This is a genomic window from Pinibacter soli (genome assembly GCF_029961145.1).
GTDB classification, from domain to species: Bacteria; Bacteroidota; Bacteroidia; order Chitinophagales; family Chitinophagaceae; genus Pinibacter; species Pinibacter soli.
In genome coordinates this window covers 336048-351493 of the sequence record NZ_JASBRG010000001.1, presented here as the reverse complement: position 1 = coordinate 351493, position 15446 = coordinate 336048, and the positions used below count along the sequence as shown (strand labels likewise).

The 15446-nt window shown below is 38.9% G+C and carries 13 protein-coding genes; all 13 read left to right on the top strand.

All coding sequences use genetic code 11. The features are described from left to right. Positions 1 to 786 precede the first annotated feature (786 nt). The 13 genes from QJ048_RS01350 (at position 787) to QJ048_RS01295 (ending at position 15345) form a co-directional block, all read left to right on the top strand. The gene (locus tag QJ048_RS01350; protein WP_282332522.1) at positions 787 to 1413 is read left to right on the top strand and encodes a hypothetical protein; all 627 of its coding nucleotides are present in this window, start codon (positions 787 to 789) and stop codon (positions 1411 to 1413) included. A gap of 11 nt (positions 1414 to 1424) precedes the next feature. Next, entirely contained in the window at positions 1425 to 2414 is a 990-nt protein-coding gene (locus tag QJ048_RS01345) for a hypothetical protein (RefSeq protein WP_282332521.1), read from the top strand. Positions 2415 to 2438: 24 nt separating this feature from the next. Next, positions 2439 to 4205 carry an OmpA family protein gene (locus QJ048_RS01340; protein ID WP_282332520.1) on the top strand — a complete coding sequence of 589 codons (1767 nt, stop codon included), beginning with the start codon at positions 2439 to 2441 and terminating at the stop codon, positions 4203 to 4205. Positions 4206 to 4280: 75 nt separating this feature from the next. Beyond that, positions 4281 to 5054 (top strand): ABC transporter permease, encoded by a 774-nt coding sequence (locus QJ048_RS01335; RefSeq protein ID WP_282332519.1) that lies wholly within the window; start codon positions 4281 to 4283, stop codon positions 5052 to 5054. A gap of 2 nt (positions 5055 to 5056) precedes the next feature. Beyond that, positions 5057 to 5854, top strand: coding sequence for an ABC transporter ATP-binding protein (locus QJ048_RS01330; protein WP_282332518.1), 798 nt, complete (start codon positions 5057 to 5059; stop codon positions 5852 to 5854). A gap of 569 nt (positions 5855 to 6423) precedes the next feature. Further along, positions 6424 to 6729 (top strand): Arm DNA-binding domain-containing protein, encoded by a 306-nt coding sequence (locus QJ048_RS23410; RefSeq protein ID WP_425607780.1) that lies wholly within the window; start codon positions 6424 to 6426, stop codon positions 6727 to 6729. Further along, the gene (locus tag QJ048_RS01325) at positions 6698 to 6850 is read left to right on the top strand and encodes a hypothetical protein (protein WP_282332517.1); all 153 of its coding nucleotides are present in this window, start codon (positions 6698 to 6700) and stop codon (positions 6848 to 6850) included. Before QJ048_RS23410 ends, QJ048_RS01325 begins: the two co-directional genes overlap by 32 nt. Before the next feature lie 3 nt (positions 6851 to 6853). Beyond that, on the top strand, positions 6854 to 7246 hold the full coding sequence (locus QJ048_RS01320) for a hypothetical protein (protein WP_282332516.1): 393 nt from the start codon (positions 6854 to 6856) through the stop codon (positions 7244 to 7246). 670 nt (positions 7247 to 7916) lie between these two features. Beyond that, on the top strand, positions 7917 to 8276 hold the full coding sequence (locus tag QJ048_RS01315) for a hypothetical protein (RefSeq protein ID WP_282332515.1): 360 nt from the start codon (positions 7917 to 7919) through the stop codon (positions 8274 to 8276). Between the two features lie 331 nt (positions 8277 to 8607). Next, positions 8608 to 8934 carry a hypothetical protein gene (locus tag QJ048_RS01310; RefSeq protein ID WP_282332514.1) on the top strand — a complete coding sequence of 109 codons (327 nt, stop codon included), beginning with the start codon at positions 8608 to 8610 and terminating at the stop codon, positions 8932 to 8934. A gap of 578 nt (positions 8935 to 9512) precedes the next feature. After that, positions 9513 to 10262, top strand: a complete 750-nt coding sequence (locus QJ048_RS01305) for a DeoR/GlpR family DNA-binding transcription regulator (protein WP_282332513.1) — start codon at positions 9513 to 9515, stop codon at positions 10260 to 10262. A 57-nt stretch (positions 10263 to 10319) separates the two neighbouring features. Then, positions 10320 to 13589 carry a SusC/RagA family TonB-linked outer membrane protein gene (locus QJ048_RS01300; RefSeq protein ID WP_282332512.1) on the top strand — a complete coding sequence of 1090 codons (3270 nt, stop codon included), beginning with the start codon at positions 10320 to 10322 and terminating at the stop codon, positions 13587 to 13589. A 19-nt stretch (positions 13590 to 13608) separates the two neighbouring features. After that, complete coding sequence (locus tag QJ048_RS01295; RefSeq protein WP_282332511.1) at positions 13609 to 15345, top strand: RagB/SusD family nutrient uptake outer membrane protein; 1737 nt, start codon at positions 13609 to 13611, stop codon at positions 15343 to 15345. Positions 15346 to 15446: the final 101 nt, after the last annotated feature.

The following is a 15446-nucleotide window of genomic DNA, read 5'->3' as shown; positions in this document are numbered from 1 at the left end:
ATACGACAACTATTATCTTAAATTAAAGATTGGATGCCTTGTATTGCTCAGAGTGAACAATTCATTGAACATAATTTTGTCTAGTTTGCAATAGATTGAATTCAAACGGTATTCAATTTAGGTTCGATTCCCTCAGAGTATTATTAATGTCATTGATAAACGATATCATTAGGCATGCAACAAAGAGTGGCAGAATTCCTTCCATGTAGCGATACAAAAGGGGTTGGAACCTGTCGTTCCGTCTGAAAAGTTTGGTGAACAGTTCTCAAATAAACTTTTTAATTAGGCGAAAGCTCATGACGTTTTTAAAATTAGATTTAAATGAAAGCGGATTAAAATTCTCGTTCGAAAGGAACTAGTTGGAAAATGAATATTATTTAGAGTTAAATAAAGAATTTGTACCCTATTACACCTATTTGACAGTCGATTTTTTATTAGGAAGAGATAATATTTTAAATTAAAAATAACGATTACATAAAAGTGATGAAGCACCCGCCTGAATGGCCTTAGTTGGCTGGCAGATTTTCATGATTTGTCATGATTAATATGTGAAATGTTTATATTTGAGATCGCGGATCGATTTAAATTTGAACGTCCCGGACAAGGCTATATCTGGATTTGCCACACTTTAAACATTTATTTCACAAGGCAAATTTGCATTTGGAGAATTAAAAGCAATACCCCATCTTTGTTTTCAATGCTTATGAGTAAGTTAATAAGTATTACAAAACCCTTTTCGATTTGAAAAAAAAATCATAACCTTTTCCAAACCCCCAAGAACGCCGTATGAGTTTTGGTAAGAAGATATTGTCCGCCTTCGTAGAAGTTAATGACAACGAGAAAAAAGAACAAGAACCAGGGCACAACAACACAGCAGTGCAAACAAAGTCGCCACGACAGCCTTCTCAAGAGCCTGCCAGCGCTGAAAGCGTAGAAAAATTCCGGCAGTATTTCGATAAATTATTTAGTGATTCTAATTTTCCTGGGCCAGACTATTTTGAATTTTTCAAAATGGTGGATGCCATGAAAAGCATTGCTGATGAAAAGGCTAGGTTTACAACTGCTTTTGCGGGGCTTTCTGTTCAGGGGCTTGATAAAACCCAACTTCTCAGCAGTGCCCAAAAATATATTGATATATTAAAGGCTGATGCGCAAAACTTTAATTCGACTGTAGACACTACAATTAAAGATAAAATAGCAAGCAAAAGAACGGAGATTGAAAACAATAATCAGAAGATCAAACAAATGCAAAACGAGATCCAGGATCTTGAAAATAGAACCCGTCTGCTTACCGGCGAGATAGAAGAAAATGAAACGAAACTGAACAACAGTACAGCCGGCTATAACAGCGAATCTCAGAATATGCTGAATAAGATAAACCTTGATATAGAAAAAATCAAACAATACATTTAACTATACCCTTTATGTCAAACGAAATAAAGAAACCCGGAACTGGTTTCTTTTCCGAACCCAAAAACGTAGCCACTTTCATCGTAGGCGGAAGTCTCGTGATAGGGCTAGCATATGTGTTTTTGACCTTTGTATTGCCGTGGCTCGTAAGCGTTACCTGGAATATGATTAACCTTATCATCGGCGGAGTGGTGCTAGTTGCGTTATTAATGTTGGTAACGAACAAAAAATTCTGGCGGGCCATTAAATATCTATCTGAATTTCTTGCTACCTATACACTCGGTTGGGTAATTGAATTAAACCCTTTCAAAATTCTTGAAGCAAAAATAGAACAGGGTCAAAAGGACAGGGATACGCTGTATAAACAAGCTGCAAAGTTAAAAGGCAAGCAAAGTGAGCTTTTGGGCAAACTTGATGAAAAAGAAAAAGAGCTTAAGCTAAACGTTCAAAAGGTTAAGATACTTCAAAACGAAAATCCAACAAGTAAACAGATTGATCTTTATGCAAATAATGTTTTGCGTAACCAGGAATATATTGATAATATATCTCCAATAGTAGGCGATCTTAACAAACTTGTTTCGTTTGCAGATGCGGCATACGAAGAGAGTGGCATTATGCTGGAAGATGCAAAGCTTGATCTAGAAGCAAAGAAAGATCTTTACTATTCTGTAACCACGGGCCTTTCAGCTGTTTCAAGCGCTATGAAAGCATTTAGCGGCGATGATGACCTTAACAGAGACGCAGAAAAGGCACTTGCAATTTTGAAACAAAGAATTGGAGAAAAAATTGGCAATATAAAATCTGCGATTGATGTAACATCCCGCTTTATGGACGACAGAACGCTGGAAGACAAAGCAAAATCTGCACAGGCGATTGAACTTATCAACCAGTTTGATATCAATTCGAATTTCAATTATTCAGAAAATTCGCTTCGGGCAAATGCGAATACCGGCAAGCTCAAAGATGTTCAAATACATGAACGGTACAAAGGATTATTGGATTAATTAACCTCATAACTTCATATACACATGGCAGTAAAATTAAAACCTGCAGGCAAGCTTCTGATCATAGGAGTTGTCGTAGCCGTAGGAATCGTGGGTGTTCGCTGGTACCAGGGAAGACCCAAGGCAGCACAACAAGCCGTTGACTTAGGAAAAGTAACGTTGCCTGATGCGCCTGAAGCTTCTTTATCTGGTAATGCTACAATGATAGCGCTTCCATCAGATCAGGCTGCTATCAATGGCGGTACCCAAATAACATGGGAACGCATGGCGTGGAACAGCCAGTTTGCAGGTATGTATGCAAACGGCGGTGTTCGTACAACAAAAAAATCTTTGTTCGATAGCGCTCACCTGGACATAACTTATGTACGCCAGGATGATTGTAATAAACAGATGGCGGACCTAGTAAAATTTGCGAACGATTATAAAAATAATCCAAATGCAAATGGAATACTTATCACATTTATGGGAGATGGTATGCCTGCGTTTATGACATCACTTGCAAAAGAACTGGAACCATTGGGACCGGAATACCAGCCAATCATTATTCCTGTAACCCATGGTAAATCATACGGTGAGGACCAGGTAATGGCGCCGCCATCATGGAAACAAAATCCACAAAATGCAATAGGTAAATGCGTGGCCGGCGTATTGAGAGATGGTGACGTAAACATTCTGTTGAAATGGGCGAGCGACAACAACATAAAAGTAAACCCTGATGAAACAACTTACGATGCTACTGCAGTAAATCTTATTGCAGCTAATGACTTTTTAGATGCTCCCAATAAGTATATCACAGGTTATTCTGAGAAAAGAAAAATTGTTGTTGACGGAAGAACAACCGGTAAAGACACTACTGTAAATGTTGATGCTGTTGCAACCTGGACCCCGGGAGATGTAAACGTAGCAAAGAAAAAAGGCGGCCTGATAACACTGGCTAGCACTAAGCAGTATTCAACACAAATGCCCAACCAAACCATTGCGATTAAAAAATGGGCCTATGATCACCGTACAGACGTTGAGAATATGATCATAGCGCTTGCACAAGCGGGCGACCAGGTACGTTCGTTTAACGAAGCAAAACAATTTGCTGCCAAAGTAAGCGCCAAATTATACAATGAACAAGACGCTGACTACTGGTTAAAATATTATAATGGGATGGAAGAAAAAGACATTCAAGGGCTTTCTGTCAACCTGGGTGGATCTATGGTTTTCAACCTTGCAGATATGGCAAACATGTATGGTTTGGGTGAAGATAAAATTGACCGTTACAAAGCAGTGTACAACACTTTTGGAAATCTTATGGTGAAAATGTACCCTGCAATCATGCCAACATTTGTACCATATGAAAAAGCAGTTGACAAGTCATTCCTGAGCACGGTGATAGCAAACCACCCTGAATTGTTGCAGGGTAAAGCTATGGTTGCTCAGTATGCAGATAAGATCACAAACACTGTTTCTTCAAAATCATATTCGATAGAATTTGAAACAGGATCCGCTACAATAAAACCATCTTCCTATCAATTGCTCAACGAAATATTTGAATCTGCCGTGGTAGCAGAAGGTTTGAAAATGGGAGTATACGGTCACACTGACAACGTAGGTACCGATGCTACAAATATTCCTCTATCTGAAAAAAGAGCCTTGGCTGTTAAAGAATACCTGATGAGAAAAGGATTAAAATCTGATCAGATAGAATACAAAGGCTTTGGCGACGCAAAACCTATTGCTGACAATGCTACAGCACAGGGACGCGCCAAAAACAGGAGAGTTGAGGTCGTGTTAGGACAATAATTTTTAAATCACGAAATAGTTATAACATTGTTCGCAAACGTAACAGTGTTATAACTATTTTTTTAAACGCATCTTATGAAACAATTATTTGCACCTTTTGCAAATATGAGCCGCAAGGTGATATATCTTCTGGTTATCGGCCAGCTCCTGGTTGCACTTATGTTGTGGCATAATTTGTCACATGGATTAATTCCCAAGCCAATTAAAATTGCCGAAAACTTTTTTGCGCTGTTGCCTACTAAAGTTTTTTGGGACAATATTTTGGTCAGCCTGGTACTAACGTTAAAGGCTATGGCCATATCGATCTTGGTAACTTTATTTTTTGCTTATTTGTCGGTAGTGCCATTTTTTAGCGGTCTTGCAAAGTTTCTCGTCAAATGCCGTTATCTTACCTTAACCGGACTCATTTTCGTATTCACATTACTTACCCAGGATGGCAGCCAGTTAAAACTGTCTCTGCTCGTTTTTGGTATAGTGCCATTCTTTGTGACTTCATTTTTATCAGTCATTACATCGATTAAAAACCAGGAATACGATCTGTGCAAAACGCTCAGGTATAACAGATGGCAAACGCTTTATGAGGTAATCATTATTGGTAAAGCGGACCAGGTGCTGGAAATTATTAGGCAAAACTTTGCCATTTCCTGGTTAATGATAACAATGGTTGAAGGACTGAGCATGAGTGAAGGAGGAATAGGCACGTTACTTATAAAATATAACAAGTACAACGATCTGGGCAATGTGCTCGCTATCCAGCTGTCAATATTTCTGCTTGGCTTATTCTTCGATTTCTTATTAGGGTTTCTAAAAAAATGGTTGTTCCCTTACACAAAACTTCAAACACAATAGCAATGATGGAATATCGCAAAGAAGAAATTTTGTTAAAAGCAGAGAAGATCAATCTTTTCTTTGGTGAGAAACAGGTGTTGCGTGATATTGATCTTTGTATCAAAAACATTGTAAGGCCGGGTGTTACTCAGGGCCAGGTAGTCTCTTTACTTGGACGAAGCGGCATTGGCAAAACGCAGCTTTTCAGAATACTTTCGGGCTTGCAAAAACCCACTTCCGGCACTGTTACGGGCATCGATAACAAACCAATCATGCAGGGCGATATGGGGGTTGTGTTTCAGAATTATTATTTGTTTGAGTGGAGAACCATAAGGCAGTCATTAGAGCTGGCGGCAAAGAAAAACCCTCAGCTTAAGCCAACAGATATAAAAGATCAGATAGACCAACAGGCGCAACTTTTTAATTTAACTGAGCATTTAAATAAATATCCTCAGCAACTTTCCGGTGGTCAAAGGCAACGTGCAAGCATAATTCAACAGTTGTTGAACGGTTCGAATTTCTTATTGCTCGATGAGCCGTTCTCCGGACTTGACGTTATAATGCTGGAGAAGGTGGTAGAGTTGTTGTTAAAAGTATCCCTCTCGGACGAGCTTAAGACCCTGATTCTTGTATCGCACGATATCGAAACTTCTGTCGCCTTAGCCGATACTACTTTTATTCTTGCACAGGAAGATGGCAAGCCAGGTGCAACAATTATTAAAGAGGTTGATCTTTGTGAGCGTGAATTAGCATGGGAAAAAGATGTAAAGAACAAGAAAGAATTTGCAAATACTGTCCAGGAAATCAAAGCACTCCTGTAATTATTGAGGGAACACATTTGCAAGCTAATTTGAAGATTTGAAAATGCACATCTCCGTAAGTTTGGAAAAAAGGACGAAGATTGGTGCGGTTAATAATTTTTGTTCGTACAAAACAAATGACCAACTGTTTAATAGTTCATTGTGGGTAAAGGTCTATCCGATCGCACACGACGAGAAGGTAAAATAAAAACTTAACACATTTGCTTCCGCGGTTAATCATTAGCTAACTTTATCGTGGATTTTAAGTTCTTACATTGTAAAGTTTAAGTAGTGAACGATTCATTGAACAGAACAATATAACGGCTTCCAAGTAATTGCTAATTAAGATATTGCGGAGCGGGTTCATTTCCCACCCTCACCGCAGAGTAGATATACATATCATTTCAAAAGCCCACAAATGCAGATTTGGCGGGCTTTTTTGTTTTTACGCCCTATCAAAAAAGCCCAAAATATCTCATAATAAAAGTGGGGAAATCGTTGAGTATTTAAGAAGTCCAAAAATGACTCAACGGGTTCTCACCAAACTCACGCCCAGTAAGGGGTTCATTAATTGAACATCTTGTCTTCAAATGATCACTTTCTCATATTTGTTAATCGAAAAAATTGTGATCATGTTAGAAAAAGGTATCGGTCTCTTATTCTTTTTAAAAAAGCCCAAAAATTATAAAACTGGGCCTAAAGATGTTTATTTGAGAATTACCGTTGACGGCGTTCCAAAGGAGTTGTCATGTCGAAGAAAATGGGAGCATTCTCGCTGGAACCCACACTCCGGAAGGGCAACGGGCCTAAAAGAGGATGCAAAGGAAATAAATGCTTATCTGGACACCTTGCAGACAAAAGCTTATGAATGTAAAAGAATTTGGAATCTTTGGTGAAGGATTTAAATCAACTATTGGTACTTTCGGAGAGGCTCCAGCTGTTAACATGTTTTCCGATATTGTGACTGGCAATGTTGGTGCAGCGCTTCAGGATGAAGTAAAAACTAAGAAAAAATAGTATATGGAAATAAGTTCTGAAAACTCAACAGATCGCATGAAAGTACTTTGGGGCTTCTTAATTATTATTACAATGCTTGGATTGTATAAGGTCTATTTAAATAACAGGATCAATACATATGGCGTTTATCTAAAAGGAACTTTAGTTGATGTTGAAGGCCGCAAAGGAGGGTTAAATATTACCATTAAATACTTATTTGATGGCAAGGAGTATAACAATACTAGGGGTACCAGTCATTTAAATTCCAATGACATTGGGAAACAGTTTTTTATAAAATTGGTGCCTGACAAACCTAACCAAATTGTAGTATTAGAAGAAAATCCAGTTCCAGATTGTCTTCTGAATATTGATTCGCCAACAGGTGGTTGGAAAACAATCCCCAATTGCCCCAATTGAAAATAAAAACGCAGTTGGGAAGTTGTTTCGAAAGTATGTGTTAACCTACCTGTTTGTCACAAATTTGAGGGTGGTTCTAATCCCACCCTCACCGCAACCAAATTTTGAAGCTCGCAGTTTTTGCGGGCTTTTTTTATTGCCTTCTCATCAGATTTAGCTTCGGATAACCGGAATTTCAAAATCGAAATTGTTTTCCAGAATATTTTCTGCAAAATTGAATATTAAAGTCGTTTGTTGCTTCCCGTTGTAGGCTCTGGCGAGTTAAAAAGTGACAGTGCTGTTCGGATGTTCCGCAGGACATCTCGAACGATAGATTAAATGGATTTTAATGGTGGACATGATCAGTCGATTCAGGGAATTTAAATCCCTTGTTATCTTTTATTCGACATGTCCTGCGGAACATGTCGAATAGCGTGGGTAAGAAGTTGGGATATCAGAATGCTTCAATCGAATTAGGTAAGATTAAGCGCAGCAATTAGGTTATGAATTTAGCTAAAAAAGTAGTCGTTTTTCTTATTGGTATTTTAGAACTTCGCAATCTGAATGCTCAGTCCATGTCGGAATATCGTATGCCGTTAAAACAAGATGTTTTCTTTGGCTGTATTGGACATAGTAGGGGATTATATCAGCGAATTATGAAAGGAGAATATTTTCTAATGAGGGTCAAACCATGATTTATACTTTAAGCTCTGGTTTAGGCTTCAATCCAGGAAGTGAATATAATGGAAAAAAAATGAAAGGAACTTCCTTTATCCCTTTAACTTTCTATGGTCTTTTTGGAGGAAAAAGCAGTTTTGCGCAACTGGGAGTTGGTTATACTGCTGCATTTGGACCTGAATTCATAGATTCAACTGGCTCGCCTCCGGTGATATATAAAAAATTTGAATCCGCATATATTGTAAGCCTTGGTTATAGATACATGAATAAATATGGCACTATTCTTCAAGGTTATCCATTATTACAATGGACTAATAATCCTAGTAATAAATTTTCTTTTGGCTTTGGCTTTTTTTTTGGTTTTGCTTTTTGATAATAATAGTTTTAGCTATTGCTAGAACTGTCGCATAACGGAGTTTAGCGATGGTTCCGGTTTAGACGACTATGATTTAGGAGCGAGGTTTTATGACCAGTGTTGTTCGGATGTTCCGCAGGACATCTCGAACGATAGATTTAATGGGATTTTAATCCTGAACAATGATCCGTCGATTGAGGGATTTTAAAATCCCTTGTTATCTTTTATTCGACATGTCCTGCGGAACATGTCGAATAGCGTGGCTGGTCATCAAAAATCTCAGGAACAATAACGATACGCCCATAATGGTTTGACTCATTTGATTTTAAATGGAACTAAAAAATAAGTTATGAAGACTAAAGGAAACAAGTATTTGTATTTAGTATTAATTGCAATCATAGGAACGGCTTTCTTTGTTTTTAATAAAAATAGTTATGTTGAGTTTCGGCCGACTTTATTCGAGGGAAATACGTATCACAAATTTGAGGTGAATGATACATTTTACAGGAAACTTAAATTGGTATTGGATTATTATAAGGTAAAGAATAAAGTTAGTGAAGATGGAAAGGTTATGATAACTCGAAACGTAGCCGCAGATAAAGATTTGTTATATAATTATACCAAAAAAGCACTGGACTCCTCTTGGTTAAACTCTCATCAGATTATAACTAAGTAGTTCAAAAAAATTCCTGACTACTCAAATGGTGATTAATTGCAGTGTAATAGTTAGTATTTAATCTCATAGCTCAGGCTTTTTAGTTTTATAGGATATGGAAGAAGTTTTATTAAACTGCTGGCTTATTTAGATCCAGCAGTTACAGTGCTGTTCGAGATGTTCCGCAGGACATCTCGAACGATAGATTAAATGGATTTTAATCCTGAACAATGAACAGTCGATTGAGAGATTTTAAAATCCCTTGTTATCTTTTATTCGACATGTCCTGCGGAACATGTCGAATAGCGTGGTATCCTTCGGCATGTAACAAAAGTGGGCATGATTCCTTCCATAAATACTTCAGCTCAATTGCTTCGTAGTTAAAAGCTCCATGATATATGACAACTTCTCTCTTAAGTCACTAATCTGCTTTGCAATGGCGTGTGCGCAAAACCTGAGCGCTTCTGTCATAGGCATGGCGTGTCACAGATGAAAGAGGGAATACTGTTTAAATCAATATATTTTCTGTTTTTTGCTGTTTTTTGCTGGTTTTTATATTTTTTTTAACTTATATTTATAATTACTAACGCTGCCGTATAATGCTTAAGAAAGAACGACATTTCTATATTTTGCACCAGCTAAACCTTCATAATAGTATCTTGTCTTCTGTTTTATGCCAGGAAATACAGGTTTCGGAAGATACGGTAAGAAGAGATTTGCAGGAGCTTTCAGATAATGGCAAACTGATAAAAGTGCATGGCGGCGCCGTATCTAATTCATTTAACCGGGTATTTTATTCTCCCAAAAACGTTTATTCCCACCAGCAAAAAACGGTTATTGCAAAAAAAGCCGTTTCGCTCATAAAAGATGGCATGTTTGTTTTAACGGGTGGTGGCAGCACTATTCTTGAGTTAGCCAGGGTGCTTCCTCCACAATTGAAAGCAACATTTATTACGGGTAGTATTCCTGCCATTCTGGAATACATGAATTATCCCAATATCGATGTAATTGTTATTGGCGATAAAATTTCAAAAAAATCAAAAATCACTACTGGTAGCGAAGCTGTCAACAAAATAAAACAAATAAGGGCTGATCTCTGCTTTATGGGAATTAACGCCATTGATTGCGAGCATGGAATTACCGATAACGACTGGGAAGTTGTGCAGGTTAAAAAAAGCATGATAGAATCTTCTCAAAAAGTTATCAGCCTTACTATTTCTGAAAAGATAAACAGCGTTCAGCCTATTAAAGTTTGCGATGTAAACAATATTGATGTTTTGATAACAGAGTTGTCACCAACTGATTCTCTTTTAAATCCATATCATAATCTGGAAATTGAAATCATGTAATCAACAAAACACAAACACTGAATAGTTCAATTTTTTATCAACTCCAAAAAAAGCGCTATGAGAAAAATGCAGAGATTTATCTCTTTATCCTTTGTCATTCTTTTATGCACACTAAAAGTGTATGCACAACAACGAGTGGTGCACGGTAAAGTAGTTGATCAGAACAGCCAGCCCCTTGTTGGCGCCACCGTCAATGTAAAAAGCACAACGCGTACTACTGTAACTGACGCATCAGGGGCATTTTCAATCAAAGCAAACACAGGAGAAATCCTTGAAATGTCTTACGCGGGTTATTTGACGCAAGACATCCCAATCAGTAACGATGAAAAAAATCTCTTCATCAAACTAACACTTCAGCAAGGCGCTTTGAGCGATGTGGTAGTTGTTGGGTATGGTACACAAAAGAAAACAGATCTTACCGGGGCTGTCACTACTGTTGATGTGGACAAAACTTTAGTAGGTAAGCCCTTTACCGATTTAGGTAAAGGATTGCAAGGTGCCGTGCCCGGTTTGCAGATTACTTACGGAAACGGTGGTATTGCTACAGATCCATCAATACAAATACGGGGAATGTATTCGATAAATGGTAGCAGCACACCGCTTATCCTGGTAGACGGAATAGCAGTTCCCGATATTAACATGGTTAATCCTAATGATATTGCAAGCATCAGTGTTTTGAAAGACGCTGCTTCTACCTCTATTTTCGGAACCCGTGCAGCAGGGGGCGTAATTTTGATAAAAACAAAATCCGGGAATAAAAATTCAAAACCCACCGTCACCTATTCCAATAATTTTTCGTGGGGTAAGCCTACTTCAATACCGTCATTTGCCGATCCGGAGAAGGAAATACCGATGGAACAGGCCGCAGCTTTAAGAGCAGGAGGCAGTTATGATATGTTTGGCGCCAATCCAACTTCATTGGTGGCCGGCATTTCCACATGGAAACAAAAGTATGCCGGTAACAGGAAAAGCGATGAGATGGTATTGGGAGAAGATTTTTCCTTAGTAAACGGTGTACCGAATTTTTATCGCATTTGGGATCCCGTGGATATCATGTTTCAAACGATGCCGTCAAACAACCATAATCTTAGTTTTTCCGGAGGAACAGATAAAATATCCTATTACCTATCCGGCTCTTACAGCCATGATGAAGGAATTTTGAAGATCCATCCTGATAAACTTAATAAATATAATTTCATTGCAGGCATTACGGCAGATGTGACCAAGTGGCTAACCCTGGATGCAAAAATGTCTGATCGCCAGTACAACTATGACTATCCTTATGGATACCAGGATTACTTCTTCTATATGTGGAGATGGGGGGCCAACATGCCTTATGGAACATATACCAACCCTGCCACCGGAAACTCTTATTATTTCAGAAATGATAATGGTTATATAGCAAATGCCAATAATTGTACTTTCCGCCAAAATACACCAAACATCAATGTAGCAGCCACCGTGAAATTTACGCCATGGTTAAGCTTGCGTTCGGACTTCAGCTATTTGTATCAATCCGGCATCCGGCATGAAACCGGGGGACTTATGACATTGTGGGACTTCTGGGGTGGTAGCCTTTTGTTAAACAATGCATTGCCTTCGGCATCTGCGAACGAAACGGACTTTACAAACTCTTACACTACCCAACTAACGTCAAATACATATTTGACATACAATCAAAAATTTGGCGTGCATAATTTGAAAGCTGTAGCAGGCGTGAACGCCGAAAAGGGAGAATTTCAGCAAACTTTTGCAAAAGGATATGGCCTGATGGATAACTCCAGGGGCGAGATTGCATTAGTATCCAACACCCAGCCGCCGGTAATTACAACTACAGGCGTTAACTACGCACCCGGGCATACATGGTGGAGTACAGCCGGTTTTTTCGGACGCGTCAATTATGATTATAAAAGTAAATACCTGTTGGAAGTAGCTGCCCGGTATGATGGGTCTTCCAACTTCCCCATAGATGATCGCTGGGCATTTTTCCCGTCCGCATCTGCAGGTTGGAGAATTACGGAAGAGCCGTTTATGGAAAACGTAAAAAATGTAATAAACGAATGGAAAATTCGTGCATCGTATGGAACTATTGGTAATCAGAATTTGGGACCAACCAATCTTTTTTTACCTACCATGAACACTTCAACATCTAATTGGATTGCGGGTGGTGCAAAAACCGTTTATACAGGCATGCCACAGGTAGTTCCGTCTTCTTTAACATGGGAGAAAATTAATACTTTGAATTTCGGAACCGATATGAAATTGTTGAAAAATCTGGATGTTACAGTTGATTGGTTCCAGCGCGATAATGTGGGAATGGTGGCGCCTTCGGCTTCACTTCCTGCCACATTTGGAACAGCGCCCGGCAAAGCAAATATGGGAACTTTGCGGACAACCGGTTGGGAAGTAGGATTGAATTATCAACACCGGTTTACTAATGGAATACAGTTCTATGCAAATGCTACGGTAAGCAATTATAAAACTGTTATAACCAAATGGCAGGGTAATGACGCCAACTCATTAAATGCATCTCAGTTTTATGCGGGAGAAAACGTTGGCGAGATCTGGGGTTTTAAAACAGCAGGGTATTTTAAAGATGCTACTGATGTAGCCAACTCACCTTCCCAAAAAGCGCTACAGTCCGGCAGTTTTACTTTCGCTCCCGGCGATATTAAATACACCGATTTAAGCAATGATGGAAAAATTGATGCCGGCGCAATGACAGTGAAAGACCACGGTGATCTGACAAGAATAGGAAATACTACTCCAAAATATCAATATAGTTTCCGTTTAGGTGGAAGCTGGAAAGGATTTGACTTAGAAGGATACTTCCAGGGAGTAGCCAAACGCGACATGTGGGCCACCGGTAATATAGCCATTCCGGGATGGAGCGGCAACGGTAATTTTTTAGCCCATCAAATGGATTACTGGACAACGAGCAATACAAACGCACCATATCCTGTTCCATACCAGGGAAACAGCTCTTCAAATTATACTAACCAAAATTATTGGGTAGGGCAATCATTGGTTACCACTTACCAGCCTTCAGGAAATAATTTTTATCCGCAAACAAAATACTTGCTTAACCTGGCATACCTGAGATTAAAAACAATATCGCTGGGATATACATTACCCACTAAGCTTGTAAGAAAAGCGGGGATCGATAAATTGCGTATTTATTTTGAAGGGATGAATCTTCTTACTTTCAGTCAAAAGAATATTCCAATCGACCCTGAAATAACATCCGGATCTACTACCAACAATTGGTATGGTGCTGTATCTCCTTTCAACAAGGTTACTTCATTTGGATTGCAATTAACATTTTAAATTGAAAAGAGCTTAAGTTATGAAAACAATAAATAAAATAGGCATAACATTTCTATTGTTGTTTATATTGGCGGGATGCAAAAAGTATTTGGACAAACCACCATTGACACAATTTACCGACAATGAATACTGGACAAGCGAATCGAATGTGAAAATATTTTGTAACGGATTTTATTGCTTGTTTAACGGTTTTGGACAAGGAGCAACCTCAACCATCAGTTCAAATATTGCACCTCCTGCTACTACTGCCGGAACCGAGTCTAATTTCTACTTTCCATCTTTCTCAGATGACCAGGTCAATAGTGCCATTGATATATTTCCAACAGCGGCCGGGTCTACCGCTACTACATGGACGACTCCGTATTACCATATTCGCATGGCTAATCTTTTGCTGACAAGAATTGGCGGTGTGTCTTCCATGAGTGATGTACAAAAAAATCATTATCGTGGAGTAGCGTATTTTTTTAGGGCCATGGAATATTTTGATTTGGTGCGGCATTACGGTGATGTTCCGTACACAAATACATATCTTGATCAGGTTATTGATACTTCTATCATTTGGGGACCACGTGTGCCACGAAATACAGTTATGGACAGTGTTTTAAATGATTTGAACAATGCAGTTACCCTGCTTTATTCCAAAAGTGTGGCCGACGTCAATTCCGTAACGCAGGATGTTGCCCAGGCTTTAAAATCACGCATTTGTTTGTACGAAGGCACTTACAGTAAATATCAGTTGAACAGTGCCACAAGAGCAACAAAATACCTGACGGAATGCAAAACAGCATCGGAGGCTGTAATGAATGGTGGTGGATACCAATTGAACCCTGACTTTCGAACTGTATTCAGTTCGATGGATTTGACGGGGAATAAAGAAGTGCTGCTGTATCGTGTTTACCTGGATGGCATTGTTACCCATTCTGTGGTTGGATATTGTAACAGTAGTACACAAGTGTACGGATTAACAAAAGATGCGGTGGAATCTTTCTTATGCACTGATGGGTTACCAATAAATCTTTCATCGCTTTACCAGGGGGATGCCAGTAATCCCACAACACTTTCTATTGCTCAAACTACATTAAAAAACAGGGACAAGCGATTAACCGCAAGTATTGACAGTATTTTGTGCTATACAGGAAAGCCAAACTCCAAAGGGTTTGTATCTACCACAGGTTATTTAATCACCCGTTTTAATAATGCAACTTTAACACCTACACAACTGTTAGCACCCAATAACCCAACAGATGCTCCTGTTTTCTGGTTGCCGGAAGTGTTGCTTAATGAAGCTGAAGCGCTTGCCGAACTGGGAAGTTTTACGCAAGCCGATGCTGACAAAACCATTAATCTGCTGCGTGCAAGAGCTGGTGTAACTTCTTTAAACGTAACCAATGTGCCCAATGATCCTAAAAGGGATGGCGATGTGCCGGCTTTGCTTTGGGAGGTTCGTCGCGAAAGAAGGGCAGAATTGATGCTAACAAGTTTCCGCTATTGGGACCTGCGTCGTTGGGCTAAACTGTCTTACTTAGATGCGTCTGTAAAACCGGATATCTTTAAAGGTGCAAAAGTTCCTGCCGGAACTTCGGGCACACAAGGCGGACAAGATGCTACAGGATATATATTGCCGTATTCAACAACCACTGCAGCAAAAAGAGTTGTAAAAACACCTCAAAACTATTTGGATTTTATTCCTACAGGACAGTTGCAGTTGTACACCAATCATGGAATATCTTTTTCTCAAAACCCAGGATGGCAATAGGTTTTAATCACTAATGATTAAGTAAAATATGTATAAGGGAGGAGCGCTGGCTCCTCCCTTATAATTTAGAAATTTTTACAAAACGACGAATTACGGACTAA

Coding starts and splice junctions, on each gene's coding strand:
- QJ048_RS01350 (WP_282332522.1), top strand. CDS start 787: ATGAGTTTTGGTAAGAAGATATTGTCCGCCTTCGTAGAAGTTAATGAC.
- QJ048_RS01345 (WP_282332521.1), top strand. CDS start 1,425: ATGTCAAACGAAATAAAGAAACCCGGAACTGGTTTCTTTTCCGAACCC.
- QJ048_RS01340 (WP_282332520.1), top strand. CDS start 2,439: ATGGCAGTAAAATTAAAACCTGCAGGCAAGCTTCTGATCATAGGAGTT.
- QJ048_RS01335 (WP_282332519.1), top strand. CDS start 4,281: ATGAAACAATTATTTGCACCTTTTGCAAATATGAGCCGCAAGGTGATA.
- QJ048_RS01330 (WP_282332518.1), top strand. CDS start 5,057: ATGATGGAATATCGCAAAGAAGAAATTTTGTTAAAAGCAGAGAAGATC.
- QJ048_RS23410 (WP_425607780.1), top strand. CDS start 6,424: ATGATCACTTTCTCATATTTGTTAATCGAAAAAATTGTGATCATGTTA.
- QJ048_RS01325 (WP_282332517.1), top strand. CDS start 6,698: ATGAATGTAAAAGAATTTGGAATCTTTGGTGAAGGATTTAAATCAACT.
- QJ048_RS01320 (WP_282332516.1), top strand. CDS start 6,854: ATGGAAATAAGTTCTGAAAACTCAACAGATCGCATGAAAGTACTTTGG.
- QJ048_RS01315 (WP_282332515.1), top strand. CDS start 7,917: ATGATTTATACTTTAAGCTCTGGTTTAGGCTTCAATCCAGGAAGTGAA.
- QJ048_RS01310 (WP_282332514.1), top strand. CDS start 8,608: ATGAAGACTAAAGGAAACAAGTATTTGTATTTAGTATTAATTGCAATC.
- QJ048_RS01305 (WP_282332513.1), top strand. CDS start 9,513: ATGCTTAAGAAAGAACGACATTTCTATATTTTGCACCAGCTAAACCTT.
- QJ048_RS01300 (WP_282332512.1), top strand. CDS start 10,320: ATGAGAAAAATGCAGAGATTTATCTCTTTATCCTTTGTCATTCTTTTA.
- QJ048_RS01295 (WP_282332511.1), top strand. CDS start 13,609: ATGAAAACAATAAATAAAATAGGCATAACATTTCTATTGTTGTTTATA.